Origin of the sequence: Paenibacillus sp. USHLN196, from assembly GCF_037144955.1 — a bacterium.
GTDB lineage: Bacteria > Bacillota > Bacilli > Paenibacillales > Paenibacillaceae > Paenibacillus > Paenibacillus xylanexedens_C.
Genome location: NZ_JBBCYH010000005.1, coordinates 82,567 through 109,136 on the forward strand (window position 1 = coordinate 82,567; position 26,570 = coordinate 109,136).

Annotated in this window: 27 protein-coding genes; 19 read left to right on the forward strand and 8 right to left on the reverse strand. The window is 35.2% G+C overall.

Annotation, left to right across the window (positions count from 1 at the left end):
* Nucleotides 1-19: 19 nt before the first annotated feature.
* The 8 genes from WFI24_RS13675 to WFI24_RS13710 all read right to left on the reverse strand — a co-directional run bounded on the left by WFI24_RS13675 (nucleotide 20) and on the right by WFI24_RS13710 (nucleotide 8,495).
* Nucleotides 20-274: a hypothetical protein gene (locus tag WFI24_RS13675; RefSeq protein WP_336761555.1), complete on the reverse strand. Its 255-nt coding sequence runs from the start codon at nucleotides 272-274 to the stop codon at nucleotides 20-22.
* A 194-nt stretch (nucleotides 275-468) separates the two neighbouring features.
* The gene (locus WFI24_RS13680) at nucleotides 469-810 is read right to left on the reverse strand and encodes a hypothetical protein (RefSeq protein ID WP_336761556.1); all 342 of its coding nucleotides are present in this window, start codon (nucleotides 808-810) and stop codon (nucleotides 469-471) included.
* Nucleotides 811-1,073: 263 nt separating this feature from the next.
* On the reverse strand, nucleotides 1,074-1,235 hold the full coding sequence (locus WFI24_RS13685; protein ID WP_336761558.1) for a hypothetical protein: 162 nt from the start codon (nucleotides 1,233-1,235) through the stop codon (nucleotides 1,074-1,076).
* 613 nt (nucleotides 1,236-1,848) lie between these two features.
* A complete protein-coding gene (locus tag WFI24_RS13690; protein ID WP_336762237.1) occupies nucleotides 1,849-3,396 on the reverse strand; it encodes a DEAD/DEAH box helicase family protein in 1,548 nt (515 codons plus the stop codon).
* A gap of 97 nt (nucleotides 3,397-3,493) precedes the next feature.
* A complete protein-coding gene (locus tag WFI24_RS13695) occupies nucleotides 3,494-3,742 on the reverse strand; it encodes a hypothetical protein (protein WP_336761560.1) in 249 nt (82 codons plus the stop codon).
* 1,467 nt (nucleotides 3,743-5,209) lie between these two features.
* A complete protein-coding gene (locus WFI24_RS13700) occupies nucleotides 5,210-6,727 on the reverse strand; it encodes an ATP-dependent DNA helicase (RefSeq protein ID WP_336761562.1) in 1,518 nt (505 codons plus the stop codon).
* A 53-nt stretch (nucleotides 6,728-6,780) separates the two neighbouring features.
* The gene (locus WFI24_RS13705) at nucleotides 6,781-7,449 is read right to left on the reverse strand and encodes a helix-hairpin-helix domain-containing protein (RefSeq protein WP_336761564.1); all 669 of its coding nucleotides are present in this window, start codon (nucleotides 7,447-7,449) and stop codon (nucleotides 6,781-6,783) included.
* Nucleotides 7,446-8,495, reverse strand: a complete 1,050-nt coding sequence (locus WFI24_RS13710; protein WP_336761565.1) for a tyrosine-type recombinase/integrase — start codon at nucleotides 8,493-8,495, stop codon at nucleotides 7,446-7,448. Before WFI24_RS13710 ends, WFI24_RS13705 begins: the two co-directional genes overlap by 4 nt.
* Before the next feature lie 156 nt (nucleotides 8,496-8,651).
* On the opposite strand from WFI24_RS13710, the gene WFI24_RS13715 reads away from it, so the two are divergent.
* From WFI24_RS13715 to WFI24_RS13805, 19 genes are all read left to right on the forward strand, one after another.
* Nucleotides 8,652-8,858, forward strand: coding sequence for a hypothetical protein (locus WFI24_RS13715; protein WP_336761567.1), 207 nt, complete (start codon nucleotides 8,652-8,654; stop codon nucleotides 8,856-8,858).
* Nucleotides 8,859-8,888: 30 nt separating this feature from the next.
* A complete protein-coding gene (locus tag WFI24_RS13720) occupies nucleotides 8,889-9,353 on the forward strand; it encodes a hypothetical protein (protein WP_336761569.1) in 465 nt (154 codons plus the stop codon).
* Nucleotides 9,354-11,930 (forward strand): RNA dependent RNA polymerase, encoded by a 2,577-nt coding sequence (locus WFI24_RS13725; RefSeq protein ID WP_336761571.1) that lies wholly within the window; start codon nucleotides 9,354-9,356, stop codon nucleotides 11,928-11,930.
* Nucleotides 11,931-12,120: 190 nt separating this feature from the next.
* A complete protein-coding gene (locus WFI24_RS13730; protein ID WP_336761573.1) occupies nucleotides 12,121-12,444 on the forward strand; it encodes an HU family DNA-binding protein in 324 nt (107 codons plus the stop codon).
* A 115-nt stretch (nucleotides 12,445-12,559) separates the two neighbouring features.
* On the forward strand, nucleotides 12,560-12,754 hold the full coding sequence (locus WFI24_RS13735) for a YonK family protein (protein WP_336761574.1): 195 nt from the start codon (nucleotides 12,560-12,562) through the stop codon (nucleotides 12,752-12,754).
* Between the two features lie 11 nt (nucleotides 12,755-12,765).
* A complete protein-coding gene (locus WFI24_RS13740) occupies nucleotides 12,766-13,980 on the forward strand; it encodes a metallophosphoesterase (protein WP_336761576.1) in 1,215 nt (404 codons plus the stop codon).
* Nucleotides 13,981-14,140: 160 nt separating this feature from the next.
* Complete coding sequence (locus WFI24_RS13745) at nucleotides 14,141-15,043, forward strand: hypothetical protein (RefSeq protein WP_336761579.1); 903 nt, start codon at nucleotides 14,141-14,143, stop codon at nucleotides 15,041-15,043.
* Nucleotides 15,043-16,794: a DNA-packaging protein gene (locus tag WFI24_RS13750; protein WP_336761580.1), complete on the forward strand. Its 1,752-nt coding sequence runs from the start codon at nucleotides 15,043-15,045 to the stop codon at nucleotides 16,792-16,794. Before WFI24_RS13745 ends, WFI24_RS13750 begins: the two co-directional genes overlap by 1 nt.
* A 33-nt stretch (nucleotides 16,795-16,827) precedes the next feature.
* Nucleotides 16,828-18,393, forward strand: coding sequence for a hypothetical protein (locus WFI24_RS13755; RefSeq protein ID WP_336761582.1), 1,566 nt, complete (start codon nucleotides 16,828-16,830; stop codon nucleotides 18,391-18,393).
* Between the two features lie 23 nt (nucleotides 18,394-18,416).
* Nucleotides 18,417-19,937 carry a hypothetical protein gene (locus tag WFI24_RS13760; RefSeq protein ID WP_336761584.1) on the forward strand — a complete coding sequence of 507 codons (1,521 nt, stop codon included), beginning with the start codon at nucleotides 18,417-18,419 and terminating at the stop codon, nucleotides 19,935-19,937.
* A gap of 27 nt (nucleotides 19,938-19,964) precedes the next feature.
* Nucleotides 19,965-20,471 carry a hypothetical protein gene (locus tag WFI24_RS13765; RefSeq protein ID WP_336761586.1) on the forward strand — a complete coding sequence of 169 codons (507 nt, stop codon included), beginning with the start codon at nucleotides 19,965-19,967 and terminating at the stop codon, nucleotides 20,469-20,471.
* 37 nt (nucleotides 20,472-20,508) lie between these two features.
* On the forward strand, nucleotides 20,509-21,618 hold the full coding sequence (locus tag WFI24_RS13770; RefSeq protein WP_336761589.1) for a hypothetical protein: 1,110 nt from the start codon (nucleotides 20,509-20,511) through the stop codon (nucleotides 21,616-21,618).
* A gap of 74 nt (nucleotides 21,619-21,692) precedes the next feature.
* Nucleotides 21,693-22,361, forward strand: coding sequence for a hypothetical protein (locus tag WFI24_RS13775; RefSeq protein ID WP_336761590.1), 669 nt, complete (start codon nucleotides 21,693-21,695; stop codon nucleotides 22,359-22,361).
* A 15-nt stretch (nucleotides 22,362-22,376) separates the two neighbouring features.
* A complete protein-coding gene (locus WFI24_RS13780) occupies nucleotides 22,377-22,802 on the forward strand; it encodes a hypothetical protein (RefSeq protein ID WP_336761592.1) in 426 nt (141 codons plus the stop codon).
* The gene (locus WFI24_RS13785) at nucleotides 22,793-24,022 is read left to right on the forward strand and encodes an Ig-like domain-containing protein (protein WP_336761594.1); all 1,230 of its coding nucleotides are present in this window, start codon (nucleotides 22,793-22,795) and stop codon (nucleotides 24,020-24,022) included. The genes WFI24_RS13780 and WFI24_RS13785 overlap by 10 nt, the downstream gene beginning before the upstream one ends.
* 12 nt (nucleotides 24,023-24,034) lie before the next feature.
* Nucleotides 24,035-24,544, forward strand: a complete 510-nt coding sequence (locus WFI24_RS13790; protein WP_110895122.1) for a hypothetical protein — start codon at nucleotides 24,035-24,037, stop codon at nucleotides 24,542-24,544.
* 19 nt (nucleotides 24,545-24,563) lie between these two features.
* Nucleotides 24,564-25,034 (forward strand): hypothetical protein, encoded by a 471-nt coding sequence (locus WFI24_RS13795; RefSeq protein ID WP_336761597.1) that lies wholly within the window; start codon nucleotides 24,564-24,566, stop codon nucleotides 25,032-25,034.
* Nucleotides 25,034-25,750, forward strand: coding sequence for a hypothetical protein (locus WFI24_RS13800; protein ID WP_336761599.1), 717 nt, complete (start codon nucleotides 25,034-25,036; stop codon nucleotides 25,748-25,750). The genes WFI24_RS13795 and WFI24_RS13800 overlap by 1 nt, the downstream gene beginning before the upstream one ends.
* Before the next feature lie 39 nt (nucleotides 25,751-25,789).
* On the forward strand, nucleotides 25,790-26,527 hold the full coding sequence (locus WFI24_RS13805) for a hypothetical protein (RefSeq protein WP_336761600.1): 738 nt from the start codon (nucleotides 25,790-25,792) through the stop codon (nucleotides 26,525-26,527).
* Nucleotides 26,528-26,570: the final 43 nt, after the last annotated feature.

The window sequence follows — 26,570 nt, forward strand, 5'->3', positions numbered from 1 at the left end:
CACTCTTTTACTTAGTGTTTTAGAGATTGGAAACAAGAGTGTATGGTATATCGCCCTTTTTTAAAATCCCTTTCTCAAGCAAGTCCATACAAACTTTATGAGAACCTATTTCACGTAAGACATCAAGAGTTTCGCCCTCGCTTTTACTTGCGACTAACGCATGTATTTTTCTTGTCTTGGGAATTAATCTATAATACACAGATTCTTTATGATTTTTTTCAACCTCATTCATTCTCTGAACAAATGTAGATTGTGCTTTTGTTAGTGCTGTCATTAACTCTCATCCTTTCCAGAGTGTTTTGATAAAATGAGTATTTTAAATCGTTACAATACAATGTTCTTTTTCCAATTCGTTGTTTATCTATTATCTTCTACTTGATAATGCAATTATAACACCTAAAAGAACTATTGTCTAGTATTATCTTTGTATATTAAAAGAGATTCCTAAGTGGAATCCCTCATCACAATCTATTTAACTTTAACACTCCAAATTTCAACCTCTTCATCTACATCAATGGGTTCGACATAAGTAACAATAACCTGCTTACCTTGATACTGTTTACGCAATACATTGGTAAACGACTTGTCCTCTTTAGTTGTAGCAATATCGGTCACTTGCAACACCCAGAAACGACCATCCTGATCCTTGGTGGTGTGAGCCACATAATAACCGCTACCTTTCATGTAATACACCTTCTCGACCTTCATAGTCGCTTGCTTAGCCTCTTGGTTGACCCCATTTGCCATACTCACACCGGACATCATCAACGACAATACAAACACCATTAGCGTTACAGTATACTTTTTCATTCAACACACATCCATTCTCATATTATTTTAGTCTATTTATTAAATGAATTTATCAGTTCGAGATGCTGGCTGAAGGATAACCCTACCGATGAACGTTTAGTCTGATTTTGTGAGTTTACTCTTTGCTCTGGCTGCTTAAACGCTGCATATGGATTAGTTTTATGTACTGGATGTATGTAATAGATTCTTAACAAGTGATTTCCTCCTTTATTCAAGTTCATTATCTATGTGAAAGGCCACTTTCATGGACTCTTATTTTAATCTTATTTGCAGCTCTCATGAGTTTCGTCTCCATTTAGTATCCACTCTCTCACAATTGCACGAAGCTCCTCTACACTAATGTCATCAGGTAAATCCATCACATCAACAATATCGTTCTCCAAGATAGCTATTTCCAATTCTTCTTTATTCATATTATCAACCATTATAATTACCACCTTATAATTTATTATTTTTGTGTATAATATATTAACGAAGGATTAGTGCTCCTACGATTGTTTTACTTTTCAACGCTTGCTTACGTGTCCATTGTGATTTCATAATTGCCAGTTTAGTCTGACTCATTTGGTTTCAACTCCTTGTTTCGTTTTCCTTTACCTTATATACCTATTATACATCACAATTATACAATTGTACAGTATTATCTTAGTGTTTTAACCCAAATAAGCCACCTTTTTTATGGGTGACCTAAATGAGTTATAGATTAGAATTGAGTTACAGGGAATTAGTAGATCAAATGACAGACACAACGGTCTTTGTTGTGGATGAAGGTGAAGCGACAGCCATGGAGTGAAACGGAATGGATCTCGCCACCTATTATTAAGTGTAAGATGAGATTCAATATGATTAATTCCATTTTCCTTATGTATCAACGATTTTTTAAGTTTTACTACATCAAAAATAATCAATTATGTACTTTCATTTTCCACGTTTTGGACGCAAAAAAATTCAAAAACCCTTATGTATCAACGGTTTCAAGCATGTTATTACCTATTAAAAACCCTTATATAAAGGATTATTCCACGATTTGGACGCAAGCTACACGTCAAAAGCCTGATATTTAGCCAAAATCCAGCATCTCTTGTTGTAATTTGGATTGATTTGACCGTCCTCCAATTTCCGTCTTCTGTCTTTGTTCGTTCTGTCATTATTATTTAAACTATAAGGTAAATCATTCTTCAAGAAGTACATGTTTAACTGATCGCAATCCTTCTGTAATCTGCCACGTCCATCTCTTAAATCAATTCTTTTGATTAATTCAGCCTGATCGTCCTTGTATAAGCGCTTTCCTACAATACAATCCAGATAATCTGATATTGTAGCCTTATTAACTGTATCATCCAATACACTGTGATTCAATTGTCCTAGCTTATCTTTCATATAGTTAATATATCCTTCCTCTTTGTTAAGTAAGTTATTGTATAAATTTTGATCATAGCATTCTTTAAAGTATCTTATTTCGTTTACTACCTTCTCATATCCAACCACATTTTTAGCTGCTTTGTCGTAGATAAGAGGATTGTTACTTCTGCGATACTTTTTAATATACTCAGCAGATCCAGTTTCAAGTAAATATTTCGCTGGAACAATAGTACGTTCACATTGAACCATTTTCTTATTCATCATCTTGTTAGACATGTCTTTGATTATGATAGTAACCTTATCTCGACCATCTACAATACGCTTTCTGCCTAAACATTGGATTAGAGTATCCACATCTTCAATATCAGCAATAACATATTTGATATGTCTGTCTTTGAGGTTAATACCATTATCCAGTGTGGATGTAGTAAATAAGAATTTCTCTTCAAACATTTCATTAACAAGCATGTGACTGATTTTTTCTTTGTCTATTTTCTTCCCTACACCAGATACTGTTTTCTCAGCACAAACAAAGAGCGAATCCTTAAACAACAAATGTAAATCTGCTGCTCTTGTTGCTGACTTAGTAAAGCATATCACCTTCTGATTCTTAGGAATCGTATGTAGAAACTTTTCCAACACCTTATCGCTTCTATAGAAAATTAATTCTTTAATATGACTATAATCGTGAGGAACATTGTAACTTCTGTATTGGATACCCTTATGTTTGAAGTACTCAATAGAAGAATCTGCTGTAGCTGACATAAAGATTTTTGTTTTGTTGGTATCAGCCAAAATCATATTGAACGAGTCTTCAGTATTAAAATTAAACTTTGACTCCGTTAAGAAATAATGAAACTCATCAGACACAATATATTGATACTTGTTACTGAACACCCTACTCTTCTTGCGTAAAGCACTCTCAATAGTTTGATAAAGAAAGATATCAATCGTATCTCCTTTATTATCTTGTTCAATCTCTCGTTGAAATTGTTCACTTAGTCGTGTTCGGTTAAGTAAGAATAATATCTTGGTTCCTTCACGTTTAGCCTTCTCATATAGAGTGTTCTTGATGAAGTATGACTTACCTACACCTGTACCAGCTTCAATCGTGATAATCTCACCTTGCTGCCATTGTTCAACTTCATTGCCTATGATGTCTGTTACTGTGAGTCTCTTTTTGCGAGCAATAACTTTGGCCCTCCCTTCTGTGATAAGTGATATGAATCATATATATAAAACTCTATTGCTAGAGTGGAAGCGTACATCCTTTAATGAATATGTAATATGTTATTATTGTGTTAAATGACAAGGGAAAAGACTATTCCCCTTTGACTATGCTTAACAACTTAACAGTGTACTCTTCTAGAAATATTCTAATTTGCTCCTGTGCTAAATCCTCATTTGAAATAGATCCATGTTTATATGCTTCCATTACACCCAGTAAATCATCAACTGTATATCCTACTACATTATTGTATGCTTCAGTATTGTTAGGTGTAATGACATCACTGATGATAGTTTGTTTAAGCTGCTTGTCTTTGTTGTACAAGTTATCAAAGCTGTTCATATGTAACTCCTCCTTATTAATTGTATTGGCTACTACATTGCCAAGTGTAATCATACGTATTATACCCCATTCATATGTAATTGTAATTTGGATTGTTGATATAGATGAAGCCAGTAGCCACAGTTAGAACACCGTGACTACCTTGATATATGTATTGCTTATGATAAGACTAACAATTGCATGACGCTTATTGAACCCTTGAACCTTATACTTATATGCTTGTCTACCTTCATCCCATTCATGTGTTATAGTCTTTGGATGCTTTAGGATGAACAGTAAACGTTCAAAAGTAAAATTTCTATCTGGCTGAGATAGTCGTTGTTCAGCATGTGATGATAATATGATATGTCTCTGTGATGCTAGTTGTGGTATAAGTGTTAGTAATGTATCAGTTGATAATGGTTCATGTATCATGATGTTCACCCCCTATAGTGGATTGCTTATTTGATAATCTAATTATACCATTAAAATATATAAATTGAAAGTATTATCTTTGTATTTTTAGATTGAGATTATGAAGTGGACAAGTGAAAAGTAAAATTGGAAATGGAAAGTTGGATTCGAGATTCGGTTTAGGGATTGCTAAGATTAAATTTGGATGAGATTATACATACGATAAGTAAGACTAATGGCAGATAGATAGATGAGCATATGTGATGAGTAGGAAGATATGTAGGTGATACGTGGAAAGTAGTGATGAGAGAGATAGATTAAGGTGAGAGTGATGAGATGAGTGGATAGAGTTATAGTGATAGTGGAGATAGTTAATACAATAGTTATAGTTATAATAAGTCATGATTTATGCAAACACTGTTACCCAGCGATTTGGATACCCCCATAGGGTATAATGATTCCGAAATGGAAACTTTGAATTTTTTTGAGTTTTCGAATATTTTTTTGAAAATTACATTGACAATTAGGCAGCATACTGGATCAGTTCAAGTTGTGTTGGTGAGTGTGTCTATCAGTAATACAATGTATCTTATATACCTGATAGCAAGGGTATGGGGGGCTATTTTAAATCCAAAATCGAGTCATAATTGGAAAATAGTGGCCTAGCACTTCCACTTCCACACCCTGATTTAATATTCATCCCTCCCATATTATTACCAATATATTGTAATATCTTTGTAACTATTCACTCTATTTTCACCAAATATCAATCACAATCTCAATCGCAACTATTCTAATTTCTCTTACTCCCATCTACCTTTATAAATTTATTACATTGCTGTAACCATCGCATATCATCTCATATTCTGTCCTTTTTCACCCTGTTTCCCTTGATACGTATAGGTTTTTGCGATACACATCACTGATCAACATACCCCCTAACACAATTTCTCTCATTTTCCCTTGGTGTATCTGTGTTTTACGCTACAGCGACTCAATTCACGATTACCCTTTAATCGTAAAACAAAAAAAGCCTACTGGACAATTCATCCAATAGACCTTCGATTCACTTATTTAATTATTTTCTTGTAACAGTCTACACAAATGTGTATTTCTTCTCTTGCTTTCTACTTTTCTAATGGCAAAGTTTAGTGTCTCTGCTTGAGTTAGAAAAATACACTTCGAAACACTTCGAGTTATTGCTGTATAAACTAAGTTGGCACTAATCTGAAATTTATTAGATCTATCAACTACAATTAATGTTGCTTCACTGGAGCTTCCCTGGCTCTTATGTATGGTCAATGCCCAAGCAGATAATAATTGAGCTGCTAAATTAATGTCTAATCTGACCAATTGATCGTCAAATTGAATAATAATTCCTTTTCTTTCACTCTCCGCTAATTCATCGTCACTATTCTTTTTATCATCTTCCAGCTTTATATCGATTACTTTACCTGAATCTCCATTTACTATATCTGTTCCTTCTTCAGACATGTTCGCTATCTGGTACATGTTAACCGTATTAAGGATGTAGTCTCCAACTCTAATTAAACCATCATATCCATATTCATGTTGTTTCTTTGTTGAATCAAATGGATTAACTTGCTCTTGTATGTATTTGTTCAATTCTACAGTTCCCAACTTCCCTTTCTTAGTTGGAGACAGCACCATAATATCTTCAGGCTTATATGTATTCAGTAACAAATTATAATAGTGTTTATAACCCTTTTCAATCTGTACCTGATCAACACAGTGCAGTAAAAAGTCGTTTCCAAATAAGTGCTTACCTTCAAAATCATTATTTACAATTTGCTTGCCCTCTCTTATTTTAGTTGCAACATCAAGGATACCTCCATCCCCTTGCCTAAATACGATGTCCAATTTAGTCATTGGAATTACTCCGCTTTCAATAGCATCGTGAAGAAAGTTTCCTGCCTGTACAGATAATAACTGAAAATCATCACCAACGAATAATATTCTTGTATTCGGATTTTTAATCTTAGAGAGTAATGATGATAGTATAAATACATCGGTCATACCGGATTCATCAATAATCACAAAGTCTTCATGGATTTCTAACATCATCTCTTCTCCCTTATCCATACCAAAACCAATTCTTCTATGTATAGTTTGAGCATTTACTCCTGTGTAGGTACGAGTAACTTTCGCTGCTTTTGCAGATGGGGATAGTAATACATATGTGAGTCCTAATTTATTTAGTAAATCTACAAGGAACTTTTGAAGCTTACTTTTCCCTGTTCCGGCATACCCAATAAGTAAGTTGACTGAATATTTCTGAATACTTCTAAAGAAATCCTTTTGTTGATATGTAAGTCCTTTGGGTATATCTTCTTTATACGTTTCTTCAATCTCCAGAATGTACTTATCAGGATCAAAGTTTAGTGAAACTCCGCCTTCCAACATTTCAAATAATCGTTTTGCTATGTATTTTTCAGCGTTGTAAGTTCTAGTAAGAGAAACTTTGTCATCTACAAATACTAATCCATCTGTATCATATAGAAAATTCTCAATCATTACTTCAGCAAGTTCTAGTTTCTCAGAAGCGTTCCTCAGCAACTCATCTTTTAACATATACGTGTGCCCTTGTAGTTGGTTATCATCAATGGTGAATCTTATCCCATACTTTATTCATGTGGATCGTCTTTCTTGAAACCCATTAACTGTGCTATCTTATCAGCTCTTTTAAATCCAAATCCAGATAATTGAGTAAGCTCGTATGGGTTGTCCTCAATTTTCTGGATAGCTAATTCCTTTGACCCAAATGTTCTCTCAAGTTTTAAAATAATGTCATATGTTATACCGTACTTCCCCAATCGGCTCAATACATCTCTATAGGCTATATTCTCAAGAATTCTGTCTCTTATCTTATTGTATGTCTTTGATCCAAACTGTTTAACTTGCTCATATTCAAATTTATTATCTACAATCAGCTTAACAATATCCTCGTTTGGATAGGTTTTATATACTTCCTTTAACTGTAGATCCGTCATAAGTGTCGCTAGGAACGCCTTCTGACCCTCCATTGTCTCAGGAACATCCTGATATATCGATAACACGTTATAACTTGCTCCATATTTTGCATCAACTTTTTCAAGCTCAATTTGAGCTTCATACTCCACACCTAATTCTAGTCGTTGCATGATCCCTTTAACACTAAGATTCCCGTATGAGTTTAAAATCACATTTGGGCTATTGGTGTTACATGAGTATATCCTGAAATCATTTTTGTTATCTGCTTCTTTTCTGGGGAACATCATTTTCTCTGGCGTTAACTTCAATTCAACAATACTCAATTATTCATCTCTCCTTTATTTTGAATGTACTCTTGTGCCTCTCTTTTTAATTGCGCTAATGTTCCATTATTTTGATTCATAATCAAATCAATGAGTTCTTGCTTAGTAAGTTGCTCAAGAACAGAGTCATCAATTTTATCCTCGATTCTTAAACTTATACTGTTTGAATAGTCTTCGTTTATATGGCGGTAGTAAGTCTCAGTCGTAGAGATATTTGAATGATTAAGATGCTTCTTTGCCTCTTCTAAAGTACCAAAGCTCGCAGCCACGTTTCTGAAACTGTGAAACTTGACATTTCTATCAGAAGAGATATTCATTTTTTCTTTCAACTTGTTCATCATTGTCTGTATAGTATTGTTGGATAAATGAAAAATCTTGTTGTCCTTATATTTGTGATAGTATTTCTGGTCTTTAATTTTCAAGAGTTCGTTGTACAGATCAACCGATATCGGCATTGTATGTCTTTTATTCCCCTTCCCTATGGTTGTAACTAAATAGTTTTCTGCATTAGGATTCTTCTTTATGTCATCCCACTCTAGCGATAAAATCGAACTTTTTCTAAAACTAGTAGTGTAAGCAGTTCTAATGAGAGCAGATTTTTCTTGTCCTTGTTTTCTGTCATCATGAACAATTCTAGCCATTTCTTCTGCCTCATTTAGATATAGTGGGCCAGTGTGTTCTGAGTCATCAGAAAGCATATCGACTTTTACATGCTTCGAGTTGATGGGATATTCGTTTATCTCCAGAAACTCATATAAACTTTGGATCGGAGCTATGTAATTGTTTATGGTGATATTTGTGTACTCGGCCTCATGATCTTTTAGATACTTTTGATATCGAATCATATCCGCATTCCTTACTTTTAAATCATCAACGCTCAAATATTCTATATCTTTGTTAACATTATGCAACCATAAAAAGAAATTTCGAATGCTCCTCTCATAATTTTTTTGCGTGTGTTTGCTCTCGAACTTGCCTATGAAAGTCATAATGTCTTCATAAACTCTTCTACTATACAACTGAATTACATTGGCTTCGCTTTTCATAAAGCATTCCTCCTTCGACCTCTTGATTTTATTATATATGATATGCATTTAAAACACAATGATAATACTTGACAATATTTAAATATAAACTTATATTGTATCTACGGACATCAAATCCGAATAAACGAAGGCTACTAAGCCGAAAGGGAAGATTTAATGAGAAAAGGACAACAGGGAAATCATTCAACTATCACGTGGGAGGATCGATACTACGATGGATACGGCGATGACCGGGATTATTATGATGAAAGAATGGTATCAGAGTATATGAAACAAGGAATTGATGATTGTATCGAATACATAGAAGTGGTAGTAGATCAAGAAGTCTTATGGTTGAAAAAAATACACATAGATAATACATAGAACATTTTATTAGTAAGGAGAAAGAAACTATTGAATATTGAAAAGTATATCAACACAAGATTTAAACATTTAGGGGTTCACGGTTTTAGAAATGAGTTGATTGAACAAAAGCATTACTTAGTTTTTAATACAACTATTAAATATTTCGAAGTTCTAGCCTTATACTTTCATGACAAAATGAGCAACAAAGAGATCAAAAAATTTATTAATGATTTTAGTAAGGAACTGCACGGAGTTATTAATCAAGGTTTCGACGATTGTCACGAGTATGGCAGTAACTGCGGCTGTATAGATAGCGAGTCCAATGTCGCTTGGGATTTAGGTTTTAGTATAGATGATGATGGACACTGGATTCCACATGATGATAATTTTGTTGGTCGCTTTGAATTTTTATATCCAGATGAATATGAATTAGTGGATGCTAACGGTAATAAATTTGATGTAGAAGAGTATCACTACTTTATGGTTTTGAAATACATAGTAAAGGGTGTTTGAATGGCATTGGATAAGCAAGTCTACATATACAGTGTTGACACAAGTGCTTTCTTCACACAAAGGGAAGGTTTACTTCGTAAAGAAATTAACAAAGCAAAATTAAAAAAAGAAACCGAGAAAGTTAAAGAACTTGATGAGAGTTTTCGCAATATCATCGATTCTAATGTACATTTAAAACGTAAACTTAATCCAAATAGTTTATCCATAGCCAATAAAGTCTCATTATTTGAGTCCTCGCTCACAAGAACGCTGGGACTTAAAGAAAACAATACATACGAAGATGTAATTATTGTAGAGACACACTACTACAGCATCTTTGACAGTCTCATTGAGAATGGCTTTACTCTTAATGATGAAGAGTATGTACCATTTACAGCCTCAGCAGGACAAATTAGAACTAAAAAAACCGTATTTATGAAAAAAAACACTTGGGATGAGGTTAAGCAAACTCTGATGTGTGGTCTCTCAGAGGACAGAATTAACAATCATTACGATATTAGCAAGAACGATAAAAGACTATATGGTGTAAGTATAAATAAATACTTGGCATATTTAGCGCTATGCTCAAGCGCAACTGACTTATGGGAAGGATTCAACATAGATCGTTCAATTGTTGTAGATGATTTCGAAACTTCGATCAATACAACAGTTGATTATGTAGATGATGTCACCTACACAGTTAGTCGCAGAAAAATGGATGTACCCATAAATCATACCGATGGTTGCGGAATGATTTTACCGAAGAAAAGTAAAAAAGCATTCATGGTTCGCCTACCATGGGTTAAAGGATTGCTAGTCCCTTTCCCCTTCAATAAATTCGTCGATGAGAAGAATAGGTTCTTGATAGACATTTATGGTAAGAAACACGATGTAATTAAAGAAAAAATAGAGGTTATTTTTACCAAGAGTCAATTTAAGATGTGGAAGTATTATCAAAGCTGGGATGAATATAAGTCTCTATATAAGCAACACAATTGTCATGCAAGCTTAACCAATACAGAAGAGGATGAATTAAGCTCAGCGCGACTTTGCTATCAAATGTTGCAAACTCTGACCCTTATCTCCGAAGAAGAACTTGATAAATTAGTATCAGTTACGCGTAATGAAATTCAAGAAACGGTCAGCAATCCAGAGGAAATGCTCAACTTATTGGGGGCAACTAAGGGAAAGTTTGAAGATAAAAACAATTTACAACAATCATTATACATATATCCTGAACTTTTATTAGACCCACATGTAAAAAACAAACTTAAGGAAGCAAAAGCTAGTTTGATGAGGAAGGTGTATACAGGAAAAGTTAAGGTCGATGGTTGTTACACTTTTATCGCTCCAGACTTGTATGCTTTTTGTGAGTATTTATTTGAGGGAAATAACAATCCAATGGGTATCTTGAAGAATGGAGAAGTGTCATGCGTTGCAATTCAGAATGGTGAGAAAGTTGATTGTTTGCGGAGCCCTCATCTTTACAAGGAGCATGCTGTTAGATTAAATGTTAAAAATGATCAAACTCAAGAATGGTTCATTAGCAAAAGCGTTCACACCTCTATTCACGATCCCATCAGTAAAATACTAATGTTTGATTGTGATGGTGATAAGGTAACAGTAAGCAATGATAATACATTAGTAAGTGTTGCCGAAAGGAATATGGCAGACGTTGTACCTCTGTACTATGACATGAAAAAAGCGCCAGCAGAAAAAATCAACAGAAATAGCATAAAGCAGAATCTAAAAAGAGCCTTTAGTGGCAACATTGGTATCATTAGTAATGATATTACGAAACTCTGGAATAGCGATTCCGTAGATATCGATCTTGTTAAAATTAGAACGATGGAAAATAACTTTGAAATTGACGCTGCTAAGACAAACTATAAGCCAGTTCGACCAAAGCATATCAAGCAATTATTTAAACCATTCAATAAAATGAAAATGCCACACTTCTTTTCTTATGAAAAATACAGACTCAAACCACAGGACAGAAAAAACAAGAAATCTAAGCGAACCACTGAGCCTTGGACTAACACTACAACAGTTAACAGACTTAAAGGGATGTTTCCAGATGTCCGTATTAGATTTAAAACAGTGTCCGACAAGTATGAGTTCGACTATAAGAACATGATACACCAAGAAAGAACAAAGGATGATTTATACTACACCATACTAGATAAGTATAAAGAGTTAAATGATACTAAGTGGATGCTGTCTTCTAGAAATAAAAGTAGCGACATTAACAATTCCGACCACCTCCCTGTCTATATTTATATAAGAAATGAGCTTTTGAAAATACATAATGATCCATATTACGTTGCAGATGTAATTATTGAATATCTCTATAGTGGATCAAACACAGGATATAAAACAACTCTTTGGTCTAGTTTCGGAGACATAATTGTCGATAATCTTAAAAAAAATCTTGAGTCTAGGATAAAAACATGTGAAAGATGCAATACAGTTTTTTCAAATGTACGAGACAAGAGCACAAACTCTAGGAAGTATTGTGATTCATGCTCTTTGGATGTGAGAAAAGAAAAAGTTAGAGAAAATGTGAAAAATTTAAGAAATAAGAAGAATATCATATAATTATTTTTGTGTAATCATATCAAAGAACCACTATTTCTGACAAATCCTTGATACATAAGGGTTTGCTGAAAAACACGACTATTTTAGATGGGTGTTTTAGGGAGGGTATGCTATTGCAGCTTAATGACAAGTAATAGAAGTTTTAACTGGCATACTTTCACCAAAAAACAATTACAAGGGAGATATTTAAATGAATAAATCAGGATTGGTAAACGCAGTAGCAGAAAAAACAGGATTGACTAAAAAAGATACGGAACAAGTTATTAACGAAACTCTAGCAGCTATTACTGAAACTCTAGCAAATGGAGATAAGGTTCAACTCATTGGATTCGGTAATTTTGAAGTTCGCGACACAAAAGAACGTAACGGTGTAAATCCGAAACTCTTGAAAGAGCTAAAAGAACAAGGCGTAGATGAAGCGACCGCAAAAGCACAGGCGAGTGTATATATCCCTGCCTCCAAGAAACCTGCCTTCAAAGCCGCAAAAGCCCTAAAAGAAGCTGTAAAAGAGTAATTTTATATACTTTTAACGATAAAATAATACATAAATATACTTATATGATGGGAGAGGTAATTCCTCTCTCCTATCCTCTTTCTATTAAAATAAAATAATTTGGGGGCAATATAATATGGCAAAGAACAAGGATAGTAAAACAGTTAATCGTACTGGCACGTTTGATATGGATAAAATGCAAATTATTGCTGAAGACAAAAACGGGATTCAAACTTTCGATGTAAAAGCTTTGCTTCAGGAGTTTGATGGCGAACAAATTTCCTTCACACTAGCTTCCGACTTTAATCCAAGTCATGTAGTTGAAGAATAAGGAGTGAGTTAATGACTCCAAATATACTATTCAGAGAAACCTCTGAAGGGATCAATGACTACCTAGTTAGATTAGGAGACAATCAGGAGCTATATGGCTTAAACTGGATTCAAATTGCTGATTTACTTAACAAAGAATCGGGTGAAGAGTTTTCAGAGTCAAGATGGCGCAAGGACTATGCTTCATATTCCAAATGGAAACCCATCATCCTTGAAAAATATGCAAATAATGAAGTCGTAGATGAAATTAGAGATGCTACATTAGAATCAAAAAAAGAACGTGTTAAGCTTCAAACTGAAAAGATTGAGTATAACAAAATGATTCGTGAGCAAGGTAGAGCGGATTTGCTTGACGAGAAGATTATAGAAGCAGTAAATAATCGCCCCACTATACATATTCCAGATATTCATATCAAAAAGAATAACGCAAAACGTGACTTCCTCTTCCCTATTGCGGACATGCATGACGGCGTATCATTCAAACTGTTTGGATGGGAAGGTGAACTTCTAAACGAATACAGCCCAGAGATTCTAGAGAAACGTATGTGGAAATTGCTCGAAGAGTTTGTGTCCATCAACGATGAACAAAAGATTAACCACGTAACCCTTCCCAATTTAGGTGATAGTGTTGACGGTATTCTTCGAATGAGTCAGTTAATGAGTCTCAAAATGGGAGTCACTGATTCAGCAATCCATTTCGCAGAATTTATGAGTCAATGGTTGAACGAATTGTCGAAGTATTGCTTAGTTGACTACTACTCTATATTTGGAAACCACGATCAGCTTAGACTCCTGTCAGGCAAAAGAGATGAATTCCCACATGAAAATGCTCAAAAGTGGATTACTAAGTTGATTTCAGCAAATCTAAAGGATAATAAGAATGTTTCAGTAACTAACTGCAATGAATTCATGTATCTAGACATCCTTGGTACAAAAATTTTAGGGGTTCATGGCGAGAACGAAAAGAACCTAGAAAATAGCATCAAAGATTATTCATTAACATATAACAAGCCAATTCATCTTTTGCTCAGTGGGCATTTGCATCACTCACATGAGAAAACTATTGGTATGAGTGGCATGAGAGATATTGAATACGTACAATCCCCTTCTATTATAGGTATTGATGATTACTCTCTCAAGCTTAAAAAGACATCAAACGCTGGGGCTAAAGTAATGATTCTTGAAGAAAATAAAGGGCGTACACTCACCTATAACATTAGATTGTAAATTTAAAAGAATACATAAATCGACTACCTGATTAAATTTAGAATCGGGTTTTTTCTTATTTATTTTTACATGGGGAGATCCTGCCATAAGGTTCTTTAAACCGGACGCTCCCTCCTACCCCATGGTTTTTTATTAAGGAGCATGTTTAGGAAGGTGATTTATGGATAGTAAATCGATCAAAGAAAAAAAATATTGTAATACATGTGAACGAGATAAAAACGTTACTGACTTCTATGTTTCAGGAAACAAGTTTGACGCAGACGGTAGATTCGGCGTTTGTAAACCATGCCTGAAAAAGAATATAGACTACTCCAATATGCAAACAGTAAAAGATGCACTTTTGCAAATGAATCGTCCATTCATTGCATCGATATGGAAATCTGCAATCGAAGAAGCAACATTGAAAAGACAAGATATATTTGGTTTATACATAAAAACTATTCAACTCAAAAAATTTAAGGATTTAACTTGGAATGATTCTATCTTAAACGAATCGACAAGCAAATTGGTACAAGAAGAAGATTTGACGGTTGAAAAAAATACTCATAATACAAGTTTTGAAGTTACTTCAGAAATGATTATGAGATGGGGATCGAATTATGAGCAGTTGGACTATGCTAAGTTAGAAGATTTCTATCAGAAAATGAAAACCTCTAACAAAATTGAGACTCCTAGTGATGAAACTTATTTAAAAAAGCTGTCAGTTATTTCTCTGAAGATGGACAAAGAACTTGAAGAGGGAAATTACGGTCAGGTTAAGCAATTAGGAGATTTATTTTCAAAGTATATGGCCGACAGCAAATTCAGAGCATCAGACAAGACCGAAGCTGATAAAACAGGTGGAATAAGAAACTTTAGTACGATCTATGCCGAGCTCGAAAAAGACGATCACATTCCTCCTTGGGAAGAATATCGTAAAGTTAAAGGAATAACTCAAGATTTAGTTGATGAAACAATTATGCACATTGAAAACTTCACCTTGCGACTAAATAAGATCGAAAGAATGACATCTCCACCTTCAGACACCCCCAAAGTCGAATTAGATGATGAGGAACAATTGTAATGAGCTCACATAAAAATTACAGCCAGAAGGAACGAAACCACCTCGACAGTGATGCTTTTAAGTCACCTGAGTTATTTGAAACAAATAATGTTAATCAAATAATGGTTAAAAGTTTTGAAGATATGAAGGATAAATGGCGAGAATACTGTAGCTATTTCCGTTCTTACCCCGATCACTTTTTAGACTTCATATCTCCTCCTGATTCAAAAATTAAGCTTTATTTTTATCAGCGTATTTATCTAAGAATAATGCTGAGGTACAGAAAAGTATATCTTACTGCAACTCGTGGAACGTCAAAAAGCTATCTTCAAAATCTGGCATATATCATAAAGTGTATTGTTTATCCTAAAACCAGACTATTCATATGCGCTCCCGGTAAAGAACAGGCCACTAAAATAGTGTCTGAAAAATTGGATGAGATATTCGACCATTACCCTCTCCTTAAAAACGAAATAAAAGATATTAGTTTACAGAAAGATTACATAAGAGTAATTTTCCACAATGGATCACGCTATGACGTTGTTCAAATGACCGATGCCACTCGCGGTGGTCGTAGATTTGGTGGAGCTATAGAAGAAATAGCAGATAAAAAGTTTAATGGCGATGTGCTTAACAGCGTTATTATTCCGCTGATGGCAAACAACAGAACTGCTATGAACGGAACAATCGACCCCCACGAATTACATAAATCGGAAATTTACATAACAACGGCTGGAACCCAACAACAGTTTGCGTTCGAGAAACTCAGAGAAGTTTATAATGAAATGATTGATGGTAAATCGGCATTTTGCATAGGGAATTCCTATGAGTTACCCTGTTTATATGAGCAATTAGATATTGATTTTGTTGAAGCTCTCAAAGATTCTCCTACTTATTCAATTATGGACTTCATGAGAGAATACGAGTCTCTTTGGACAGGTAGCTCATCAGACAGTTTAGTATCAGATGAGAAATTGAACAAATGTAGAAATCTAGGTGTTGCTGAATGGGAACATTGTGGTGATGAAAATGTAGACTATGTTCTTGCGTATGATGTGAGCCGTAATGAGGGTGATGAAAATGCTCTCTCCTGTTTAGTTGTTTATAAAATAACACCTCAAAGCAGCGGGAATTACATTAAAGAGCTTGTGAACATTTTTTCTATGGAAGGACAACATAGTCAACTACAGGCTAAATTTCTAAAGCAAAAAGTTAATGAATTCAAAGCAAATATTTTAGTAATCGATGCTAATGGACTAGGTGTGTCTGTGGTTGATAATTTAGTCTTAGATTTGGACGATGGAAACCCACCTTATTCTGTGGTAAATGATGACAGATATGATAAATACAAAATGGATAATAGTATACCAATGGTATATGCATTAAAGTCTCAAAACAAAGAAACCCGTGAGAGCAACATGATAAATCATCTTATGCAGACTTTTTCCAAAATGGATATATCTCTTCTTAAGTCTCCCCATGAAGGCATCAAAGATCTAGAAAAGAAAATGAAACATAAAGTTAAAGATAGTGAAGAATTATCCAAACTTCAAGTTCCATATGTACTTACGGATGTTTTATGTGAAGAAGTAATGAATCTAAAGTACAAACAGGCTGGAAATGAAACTAAGGTTGAACGTGTCTCTTCTAGAATAAAGAAAGATAAATTTTCTGCACTTATGTATGGCCTTTATTGGATCTATCTTAGAGAACAAGAAAACCGAGTTCAAGAATCGGAATCTATGAATTACCTTGATTATTTCTTCACATGATTTACTAAACGCATAAATGAAAGTGGGTGAAAAATGAAAAGCACACCTAAGAAACCGGAAGAAAAAGAAGTGGCAGAAGAAACCAATATTGATTTTAACGAAGAGTACGCAAAGAAATTCACACAAGTTTTATTCAGCGCTATGAATAATCCATCAATGATCAGTCCAATTTGGCAAAATCAAATTCTAAAAGATATGAACATGTCTCCTGCTAAATTTAACCGTGATAGCGTAAAAAGAATGTTGGCTGATCCGAAAAATCACGAACGAGAATTGAAGGATTTATCTCAATACTTGTTCAATTTTATCATGCAGTTCAAGAAACTTGTTATCTATATGTCTGAAATACTTACATATGACCACTATTTGGAACCAACAAACGCAGATGCCGAAGACATGAAAAGCAAAGCATTTAAAAAGTCTTATTCTAAGGCATTGCAGTGGATCGAAGATTTTGATCTAGTGTCTGAACTACATAAAGTAGCCGAAGGAATGATTCTCGAAGATGCAAAATACTATTATCTTCGTGAAAGTGAAAATGGTATACGACTTCAAGAATTACCAAGCAACTACTGTAAGATATGGTCAAGAAATGATCTAGGATACCAGTATGCGTTCAACATGTCGTACTTTCTAAATCCGGGTGTAAGCTTAGATGATTTTCATCCCGACTTTCGAGAATACTACAATAATTTTATTGGTGAAAAAGAACATTCTAAGAAGAAATCTGGATATGAAACTGGTCAATATAGCTATTGGCAAAAACTAGACCCAGCTAAAGCATGGACGTTCAAGTTTGATGATACTCGCGCTGGTATCTCTCCTCCTCTAATGGGATTGTTTTTAGATAGTATTGAAATCGTTAACTACAAAGAATTACTTAAAACAAAAACCTCTCTAGATGTATGGAAGCTATTGGTCAATAAAATCCCTATGCATAAAGATGGTGCAGGAAAGAGTGGAAAGCAAAAAGATGACTTTGCCATCATGGCCGATACTGCTGGTCAATTTTCTGCGCTTATGCAAGCCGCTGTACCTCAAGGAGTTAAAGTTGTAACTACTCCTTTGGAAACTGAAGCATTGGATTTCAAACAAGCGGATAGTAAGGATAGCATTGTAGGTTTAGGTAATAGCGAGTTCTGGGAAACATCAGGCACATCCCCTGTTCTATTTGGCGAAAAGCAACTGAATGGTTCTGGTTTGGCAGCATCCATTAAAACTGATGAAATGTTTGTTTATAGAATTTATAGACAGTTTGAAAGATTCATTAACTTCCAATTGCGCCAAACAACGGGCAAATACAGGTTTAAGTGTCATCTTGAGGGTACTCGATTCGATCAGCAAGAAAGATTTGATCGTGCCATAAAAGCCGCGCAATATGGGGCTCCCGTAACATACGTTGCTACAGCCATGGGAAAGACCCCACAAGAATTCTCCAATTTGATAAACCTTGAAGATTCTATTGATCTAAAAGACAGAATGCGTCCTCTCTCCTCTTCTCACGTCCAATCAGGTAGTGAAGTCGGCGCTCCGCAAAAATCTAATCTTACTGATAGCGGAGAAAAAACACGAGACAACGACTCCAATTTGGACATTTAACAATGAAGGGAGGTGATAATTAATTGAGCAACAAAGTTTCTAGAAAAATACCAATACTTTTTCAATCTGTAAATACATACGAATCAGAAGAATCAGACATTAGGTTTCAAAAGGTAAAGATTTGGCTTTGTCACACTGGTAAAAATCATAATGGTTCTTATTTCTCAAAAGAAGTAATTGAAGAAGCCATCCCCTCTCTTAGTAACACTCCAGTGCTTGCATATGTAGAAAATAATCGTTCAACTGGACAAGTAGACTTTTCAGATCACCGTGAAATCCTAGTCAGAAAAGACGGAGACGTTGCCACCAAGTATCTCGGCAAAGCTATAGGTATAATTCCTGAATCCAATAATGCTACATTCGAGGATAGATTGTGTGACGATGGTGCAACAAGAACATTTCTAACGGTTGAGGCACTGTTGTGGACTAAATTCGATGATTCAGTTGACATCATGAATAGAGATATTGTTAAAGGTCAGTCAATGGAGCTATCAGATGAATTTGAAGGTGAGTGGGGAGATGATAACTGTTTCCACTTTACTAAATTTCAGTTCTATGGCGCATGTGGGCTTGGCGAAAACATTCAGCCAGCCATGCAAAACTCAACAATAGAATTACAATTCACCTCCACTGACTTTTCAGAATTTTCAGACGAAGTTAACACCATGATGGAAAAATTTAAACAGAACTTTGCAACAAATGAAATAAAAGAAACTGAACAAAGGGAGAACGAAGATTTGAAAACTAAAAAAGAAATCGCAACCTCCTTTAATCTCACAGTTGGGCAACTTAGCGAGGAATTGAGTCGTAAACTTTCAGAAGTTAAATACGAAACAATAAATTGGTGGGATGAAGAGATTGAGGTTGTAAGATATTACTTACGTGACTTTGACGATCAGAATGTGTATGCAGTTGATCGAATGAATGATTATCAAGACGTACGAATCCCGTATTCAAAAAATGGTGATAACGTTTCCTTCAACTTTGAATCTACAACCAAGATTAAATATGTACCAACCGACTGGGATAATGGTAGTGCTGATGAAGTTGAAGTGAGTTTTGCCAAAGCAGTGGTTGATGAGCATAAAGAATATGCAGTAAAAGCAATCAATGATCTTAAAGATGAAATCTCCACCAAACAAAACGATTACATTGAATTGAACGATAAGTTTAGTGTTGTTCAGGAGCAACTGACTCAAAAAGAAAGTGAAATTGAAGGACTGAATGCTACGATTGAGCAACTAAAAGAATATCAAAAATCAGTCGAAGACAAAGAGAAAAACGAGCAAGTTGAAGTCATCTTTTCGAAAATTGCACGAACCTTCTCTAAAGAAGAGTTGAACGAATGGCGTGAGAAGATCACTTCTTATAACTCTGTTAGTGAGTTTGAAAAAGATATCAAAGCATTTGCCTATGATAGAATTTCCGAAAGCAATAAAGATGTGAAAGTAGATTTTAGTCAGATGGGTATATTACCTAACGAAAATGATGAAAAACCTGAAGCATCTACATCAAAAGATGTTTGGTCCCGTCTTAGCAAGTAATTATACATAATTAAAGGAGATTTTTAAATGCAAATTGTTAATCTAGGTACTATGGCAGGAACTAATGTTGATGCCTTTGTTAAAAATGTAAGAAATACTGAAGAAATGCCTAATGGTAGCTTTGTAGCTATCACTTCTCAAGTTTATGGTCAACCGGATTTGTATGTAGCGGCAACCCCTACCGATGTCACTAAAGAGGAAGTTTTGTTGGTTCGATCACCTGAATTGATTGAGGTGAATGGTCTACGCGTGGATCTTACGGATGTAACTCTGTTTACTAACCCCGCTAATCGTCCAGCTACTGCTTTTCACTTGAAAGTCGGAGATGACTTTACTATTACAGATGATGGTATTACTGGTGTTACTACTAAGGGAAAATATGTTGTTCCTGTGAATGGCGATATCAAACCTGCGGTAGCAGATGACCTAGCTGGAAACACCTTGGTTGCTATGAAAGTGGTAGATAAAACAACCATTTCCGTAGGTAATCGTCGTATCCCTGCTACTAAATTGCTTGTTGTGCGCGCTGTTTAATCTAACCAATATTATAATTCAAGGAGATAACAATTAAATGAAACCATACTTTTCTATGAGATACAATGAGCTTGATACGCAGCAAAAAGATATCGTTCAGGCAGGTGTAGAGCTTTTCCGTCATTATCGTTACGAGAATTCCACAAATGAATCCGAAAAAAGCAAACTTCGCCAATACTCCGGTTCTATGTCTTTGCAAGACAAGCAAGACTTGTTTTCTAAGAGTCTAACAACTGTCGCTAAAAAATACGCAAACTTACCATCTGAACATCAATTCAATGAAACAGCACTTCAGAGTCACCCTACTGTAAAATGGACAATGTTCTCTCTCATTTCTGAGATGTTGGATATTATCGTACCTGAGACAGTCATGGATAACTTTAGTCAATTTGCAGATGTTAAATCTGTAGGTTGGGGAGACAATCTGGTATTTAATGTACCAAATAGTGATTTGTTCGTTGTGTCAACCGCTTCCAATGGTAAACGCAAGGGAACACGTCAACGTTTGCTTGGTAGTGATGTAATTCTTACACCTGTCAATCATATCATCACAGTAGGCGAAGATTGGTATCGAATTGTCTCTGGTAAAGTGAACTGGGGCGAATTCGTTACGCGAGTTGTGCGTTCAGTCGAGACTCAAATCACTGTCGATGTATATAATGCAATTATTGATAGCTATCCTACATTGGGTGCTGGCTATAAAGAAACTGGTGCATTTGCACAAGATAAGTTTAACCGATTGACACAGCGTACTGTCGCTGCCAATGGTGGTGGTACTGCTGCCGCTTTCGGTTCAAAACTGGCATTGTCCAAAGTTGTACCTGCTGACCAATACTTTAAGTTTGGCCTTGGCGATAAATACAACGCTCACGGATATCTTACAAACTTCCAAGGTACTGATCTCTTTGAGTTGGAACAACGTTTGATTCCAAACACAGATGACTTTGCCATTGACGAAGAAACCCTTCTAATCCTCTCTTCTGCTGTTCAGAAGATTGTTAAAATTGGATTCGAGGGTAACACTCAAATCATTGAGTCTCAAGCCACTCAAAATGCCGACCTTTCCGTGGATTACACCATTCATCAACGTTGGGATGTAAAAATCGTAACAAGCGGTCGCTATGCAATGTGGAATTCGTTGGCATAATAATATTCAAATGAGAAGGGGTGCTTTTTATAAAGTACCCCTATTTTATATTTACAAGGGGAGTGTTTTAATTTATGGCGGCACCGAGAAAGACAGCCAATGCTGAACCTGCAAAAGATGTTGCAGATGAAAGTTCTCTAGAGAAACAAAAAATGTCTACAGAGATTGAAGAGTTAAGAGCTATGGTTAAACAATTGCTTGAAGATAAAGTTGCGACCCAATCAGTCCCTACAACTGCCGAAAAAGTAAAAGACGAGTATTACGACATTGAAGAAGAATTGAATATTAACTCAAATCAATTAGTTAAAATTGTCAGTCTGATTGAAGGCGGATTGAACTTAAAGGGTAATTCTCCTCAACCACTCTACCTTCCAGAGTTTGGTGCTACGCGATCCGTTACTTACGAAGAACTGCGAGCTATTTATTACAATCATCCTGAGTTAACTCGTAATGGGGCATACTTCATCTTGAATAAGAATGTTGTTAAAGCTCTCTATCTGGATTCAGATTATGAAAATATTTTAAACAGAGAGCGACTTGATAAGTTGGTTGATTTGCCAACCGTTGAAATGATGTCTGTTTTAAAAGGCTTGACTAAGGTTCAAAAAGAGACTTTTATTCAACGATACATTCAAGGTATCAAATCTCAAGATAATCGATTTGGGGATTTCAATAAAATCAAAGCTATCGATGATTACATTGGGAACAGTTTGATTGAGTTGGCAAACCAAGAGCAAAATTAAGATGGGCGTGTTCAAATGACTCCATTTGTAAATATCTATGAACGTTTCAGCACGAAAATTCAAGATTATATGTTGGATGAATTGTTTAGAGAATCAACTGATACATATGAAGATTATATTTTCAGCTTTTTAAAATCATCTATAGCAAAATTTACTCACTGTAGAAAGAACCTGTTTGACAGAGATGAAAATAGAAAGTGTTTTAACATCACTCTTTCTGAATTAGAAGAAGAGATTCTTGCCGAAATGATGAAGGTTGAATGGATGGATAAGGAAGTTAATAATGTTTTAGAAATGAGATTAGCTTTAAATAATTCAGATTTCAAAAGATATGCTGAGTCAAACAATTTAAAAGCAAAAATGGACTTAAGAGACAATATCCAAGAACGTGTCAATAATCTCATTGTGCAATACTCTTATTCTTCCTATGAGTGGAAGTAGGTGAAATTATCGCTTACAAAAGTTTAAATGCTCGAATTAAGAACTCTCCCTCTTCTGTCCCTGATTTTAAGAAAAACCAAAATATAAACATTATAAGTAATGACTTTACCAACTCATTGTCATATGAAGAGATTGCGCTTAATGATTCTGTAGAAAAATCGCCTGTACATATCCTGTCCAACGGTAAAATTCCTACGATTAAATCAATTGTAATGTATCCGGGATTAGAGATTAAAGCTGGAGATAAAGTCACTCAAGACTCTGGATCTCAGTGGATATGTCTTCATGTCGAAGACAATTCACTCTATTCAAAGGGAAAGATTGAAAAATGTAACTTTGATCTTAAATGGATTGATCAAGATGGATTTATTCAAACCTTCCCTTCTATCCTTTACTTCAATGCTCGCTCTAATTTTGGTACAGAAGAAGACAAAGTAATGAACCTTCCTGCTGGACGTAGAAATATTGCGGTAAGCAAAAATGCCAATACTCAATCGATACAGCGAGATGCACGTTTTATCATTGGTAGCGAAGCATTTAAGGTGATTGATACAGATTATATGTCCGATGATGGATTGGTAAATTTGAGTTTACAGTCAGATCAAATTGATCCAGTCAAAGACAATCTTGAATTAGGTATTGCTGACTACCACAATTTAGGTAAATATGAATTGCATATCCACAACGACAATCCACTATCTCTAAGCATCAATCAATCCGCAAGAATCAATGTCCGAGTAATAAGAAACGGATCAGAAATAAGTGATCCGCAACTTGAATACTCCAGTTCGAATACTGATTTGATTAGTGTGGATGAGCAAGGAATAATTACTATCCATGAATCAGGCGAAACAATTATTACTGTTTCAGCTTATGGCATTGAGAAACAACTGAATATTTATGTAGCACCCACCATCCATTATGATTATGCAGCTACAATAGACGGAGCAAATGATATTTACTTAAACCGCGAGTCTACTTATGTGGCTAACTTCTATAACAATGGATTACAAATTTCGGATGAAAGTTCATTTTCATTAACAAATTTGGATGGTTCACCTACTCTCCTCGCTTCAATATCCTCGCAAGATCCTATAGCAAATACATGTGTAGTCAAAGCAAACAGTAACCGTAAATTGGGTACTGTTATTTTGCATGTCAAAAATTCTAATGGACTGTCCAATGGACAAAAAGAAATCAAAATTAAATCACTAATATAAAGGAGTGTGTTCATGGGTCAAAGTATTGTTCGCTTTGGTGAACTGAAACCAGAGAATTACACAGAGGGTTTGAATAACGCATGGATTACGTTCTCTGCTCTCCCCTACTCGCGTCAACATTCATCTGGCATTGACGGTGACATTGTAATCAGTGCTACGCCAACCGTAGAAATCGTTGATGTTGACTTGGATGTAGCAATCAATTCACAATATGAATTCGCTTATTCAATTGGGACAGATAACAAATTGAAGATGGCATTTGATAAAACTAAGTATAGTAAAGCTTCAGCAATTGAAACCCTCAAATGCATCAGCATCACTTATGAACTAGGACATCTTGAAGCAAACGGTGGACTGTATGTAGCGATTGCCAGAAACAGTCTAGGGGAAGAAGTGCATCGTACTGTTCCACAGACACTAGATCAGCTTAAGAACGTTATTTCAACTTTTGATGACACACGTTCGGTTGACGTGAGTGGATTCTTGAGTTATCAAATTGTACGGGATTATCGGGTTACTTAACCTCTGAGGAGGTGTTCACGTGTCAGGATTTAAAAACCTAGCAGAAGATAAGCTCATTGTTTTAGAAAAGATTTTTTCCAGTCAGGAAATACTTAAAGCTCTAACTTACAACGAAATGAACTTTCTTGATAAACCAGATGTTATCCCAGAAGACATTTTATTCGATAGAGTTTTCCCGCATAGGTTTATTCCCAAAACATCCGAGGAAAAGAAAACATACATAGCTATTTCGTTTGAAAGGTATCTTCCAATAAAGAATGTTTTTAGAAGTGGATTAATTAAATTCAATGTTTTCACCCATCAAGATTTATTTAGGACGGATTACGGATGTCTTAGAACAGATTACATAATCATGAAACTAGACGAATTATTCAATAGTGAGCGTGGTCTTGGAATTGGTAAAATTGAGTTTTATGAGATGGATGCATTAAGCGTAAATACTGACTATCACGGCTCCTATATTACCTTCAAAGTCCGTGATTTTCAGTGATGAATAAAGAATATGTGAAATTAAAGACTTTAGCGAATCAACCTGTTGTGCTTGATGACTTAACAATAAAGCCAAAGACGCTAAATGAGATCATTGATTTAGGATATGAACAGTTCAATCAGAAACTAAGACTAATTTCTTTACAAAAAGAGGATATCTTTGTTGATGTAGATTTTAGTGAATTTGATTACCCTCTCATCTTCTTTCTACTTCAAACAGACGGAAGTGATTTGATTGTCGAATACCTTACATCATTTTCATATTTCTTAGGAATAAATGTGTCTCTATCACAAGGACAGAGTTCTTTGAAAATTGCTGACAACGAGTACTCATTTGATATTTTAGATTCGCTGTCAACAATAATTAAGACTCAAAACTGTTATGTATCAGAGAGTGATGGTGACTTCAATCCGTTGAATGATCGTGTCAAAGCACTCAGAGAGAAGATGTTAGCGAGAAAGAATAAGTTAAGAAAACTCAAGCAAGATCAAGAATCTGATGGTGGACTTTCTTTGCAAGATTTAATTTCAATTTTATGTTCGAATGCCAATGGAATAAATATATTTAATGTATTTGATTTGAATTTCTTTCAATTTAATGACCAATTCAATCGCATGAGAATGATTGATGAATATGAGGTTAACATCCAAGCACTCCTACATGGAGCAGATTCAAAAAATATTAAGTTAACACATTGGATTTCTGGTGTGAAATAGGCGCACTGCCTATCATTTAGATTATATGGAGGAAAATTAATGAGTCGATATGGTTCACGCGAAATTATGGACGTAGTATTGAAAGATCCAACTACAGGAGAACCAGTAGTATATCTTGAAAGTCTTACAACTTCTACGTTTGAGTTCCAAGCGCAAACGGTCTACGCGCGCGGTGGTAAGGGGCATCCTAAGCTCATCGGCTGGGATTCTGAGAAAGACGTTACATTGAATATGGAAGATGCATTGATCTCCAAGGAATCTCTGGGCACTCTCACTGGCTCTGAGTTCAAAAAAGGTGTAAAACCTGTACATAAAAAAGAAGTAATTACAATTGAAGAAGTTGATACACTTACTCTCGCTAAAGAGCCTTTGACAACTAAACCAGCGTTCTTCTATCGTACAGTAGATGGTACTTCAATTGGCGAGAAGCTGATTTCAGCTACTCCTGTTTCTCAAGAAATTGATTTTGCAGGTTTGGCGGTTGGTGAGAAAGTCATTGCCGATTACTATTACAATGCACCAGATACTACTCAGAGCATGACAGTGTACTCTGACGTGTTCCCGGGCACTTACCTTCTTGAAGGAACTACAATGTGGAGAAACGAAGACGGAAAAGATGTTGAAGCACTGTACACAGTTCCTAAACTAAAAGTTCTGCCGGGATTCTCCATCGGTATGGCTTCTACTGGAGATCCGCAACCATTCACATTCACTTGTGAAGTATTGAAAGATACAAAATCAACAGCAATGGTTATCATTGATTTGTTGGAAGATTAAAATACATACGGGCTGAGTCTAATTGGCTTAGCCCTATTTTTTT

Coding starts and splice junctions, on each gene's coding strand:
- WFI24_RS13675 (WP_336761555.1), bottom strand. CDS start 274: ATGACAGCACTAACAAAAGCACAATCTACATTTGTTCAGAGAATGAAT.
- WFI24_RS13680 (WP_336761556.1), bottom strand. CDS start 810: ATGAAAAAGTATACTGTAACGCTAATGGTGTTTGTATTGTCGTTGATG.
- WFI24_RS13685 (WP_336761558.1), bottom strand. CDS start 1,235: ATGGTTGATAATATGAATAAAGAAGAATTGGAAATAGCTATCTTGGAG.
- WFI24_RS13695 (WP_336761560.1), bottom strand. CDS start 3,742: ATGAACAGCTTTGATAACTTGTACAACAAAGACAAGCAGCTTAAACAA.
- WFI24_RS13700 (WP_336761562.1), bottom strand. CDS start 6,727: ATGTTAAAAGATGAGTTGCTGAGGAACGCTTCTGAGAAACTAGAACTT.
- WFI24_RS13710 (WP_336761565.1), bottom strand. CDS start 8,495: ATGAAAAGCGAAGCCAATGTAATTCAGTTGTATAGTAGAAGAGTTTAT.
- WFI24_RS13715 (WP_336761567.1), top strand. CDS start 8,652: ATGAGAAAAGGACAACAGGGAAATCATTCAACTATCACGTGGGAGGAT.
- WFI24_RS13725 (WP_336761571.1), top strand. CDS start 9,354: ATGGCATTGGATAAGCAAGTCTACATATACAGTGTTGACACAAGTGCT.
- WFI24_RS13730 (WP_336761573.1), top strand. CDS start 12,121: ATGAATAAATCAGGATTGGTAAACGCAGTAGCAGAAAAAACAGGATTG.
- WFI24_RS13735 (WP_336761574.1), top strand. CDS start 12,560: ATGGCAAAGAACAAGGATAGTAAAACAGTTAATCGTACTGGCACGTTT.
- WFI24_RS13740 (WP_336761576.1), top strand. CDS start 12,766: ATGACTCCAAATATACTATTCAGAGAAACCTCTGAAGGGATCAATGAC.
- WFI24_RS13745 (WP_336761579.1), top strand. CDS start 14,141: ATGGATAGTAAATCGATCAAAGAAAAAAAATATTGTAATACATGTGAA.
- WFI24_RS13750 (WP_336761580.1), top strand. CDS start 15,043: ATGAGCTCACATAAAAATTACAGCCAGAAGGAACGAAACCACCTCGAC.
- WFI24_RS13755 (WP_336761582.1), top strand. CDS start 16,828: ATGAAAAGCACACCTAAGAAACCGGAAGAAAAAGAAGTGGCAGAAGAA.
- WFI24_RS13765 (WP_336761586.1), top strand. CDS start 19,965: ATGCAAATTGTTAATCTAGGTACTATGGCAGGAACTAATGTTGATGCC.
- WFI24_RS13770 (WP_336761589.1), top strand. CDS start 20,509: ATGAAACCATACTTTTCTATGAGATACAATGAGCTTGATACGCAGCAA.
- WFI24_RS13775 (WP_336761590.1), top strand. CDS start 21,693: ATGGCGGCACCGAGAAAGACAGCCAATGCTGAACCTGCAAAAGATGTT.
- WFI24_RS13780 (WP_336761592.1), top strand. CDS start 22,377: ATGACTCCATTTGTAAATATCTATGAACGTTTCAGCACGAAAATTCAA.
- WFI24_RS13790 (WP_110895122.1), top strand. CDS start 24,035: ATGGGTCAAAGTATTGTTCGCTTTGGTGAACTGAAACCAGAGAATTAC.
- WFI24_RS13800 (WP_336761599.1), top strand. CDS start 25,034: ATGAATAAAGAATATGTGAAATTAAAGACTTTAGCGAATCAACCTGTT.
- WFI24_RS13805 (WP_336761600.1), top strand. CDS start 25,790: ATGAGTCGATATGGTTCACGCGAAATTATGGACGTAGTATTGAAAGAT.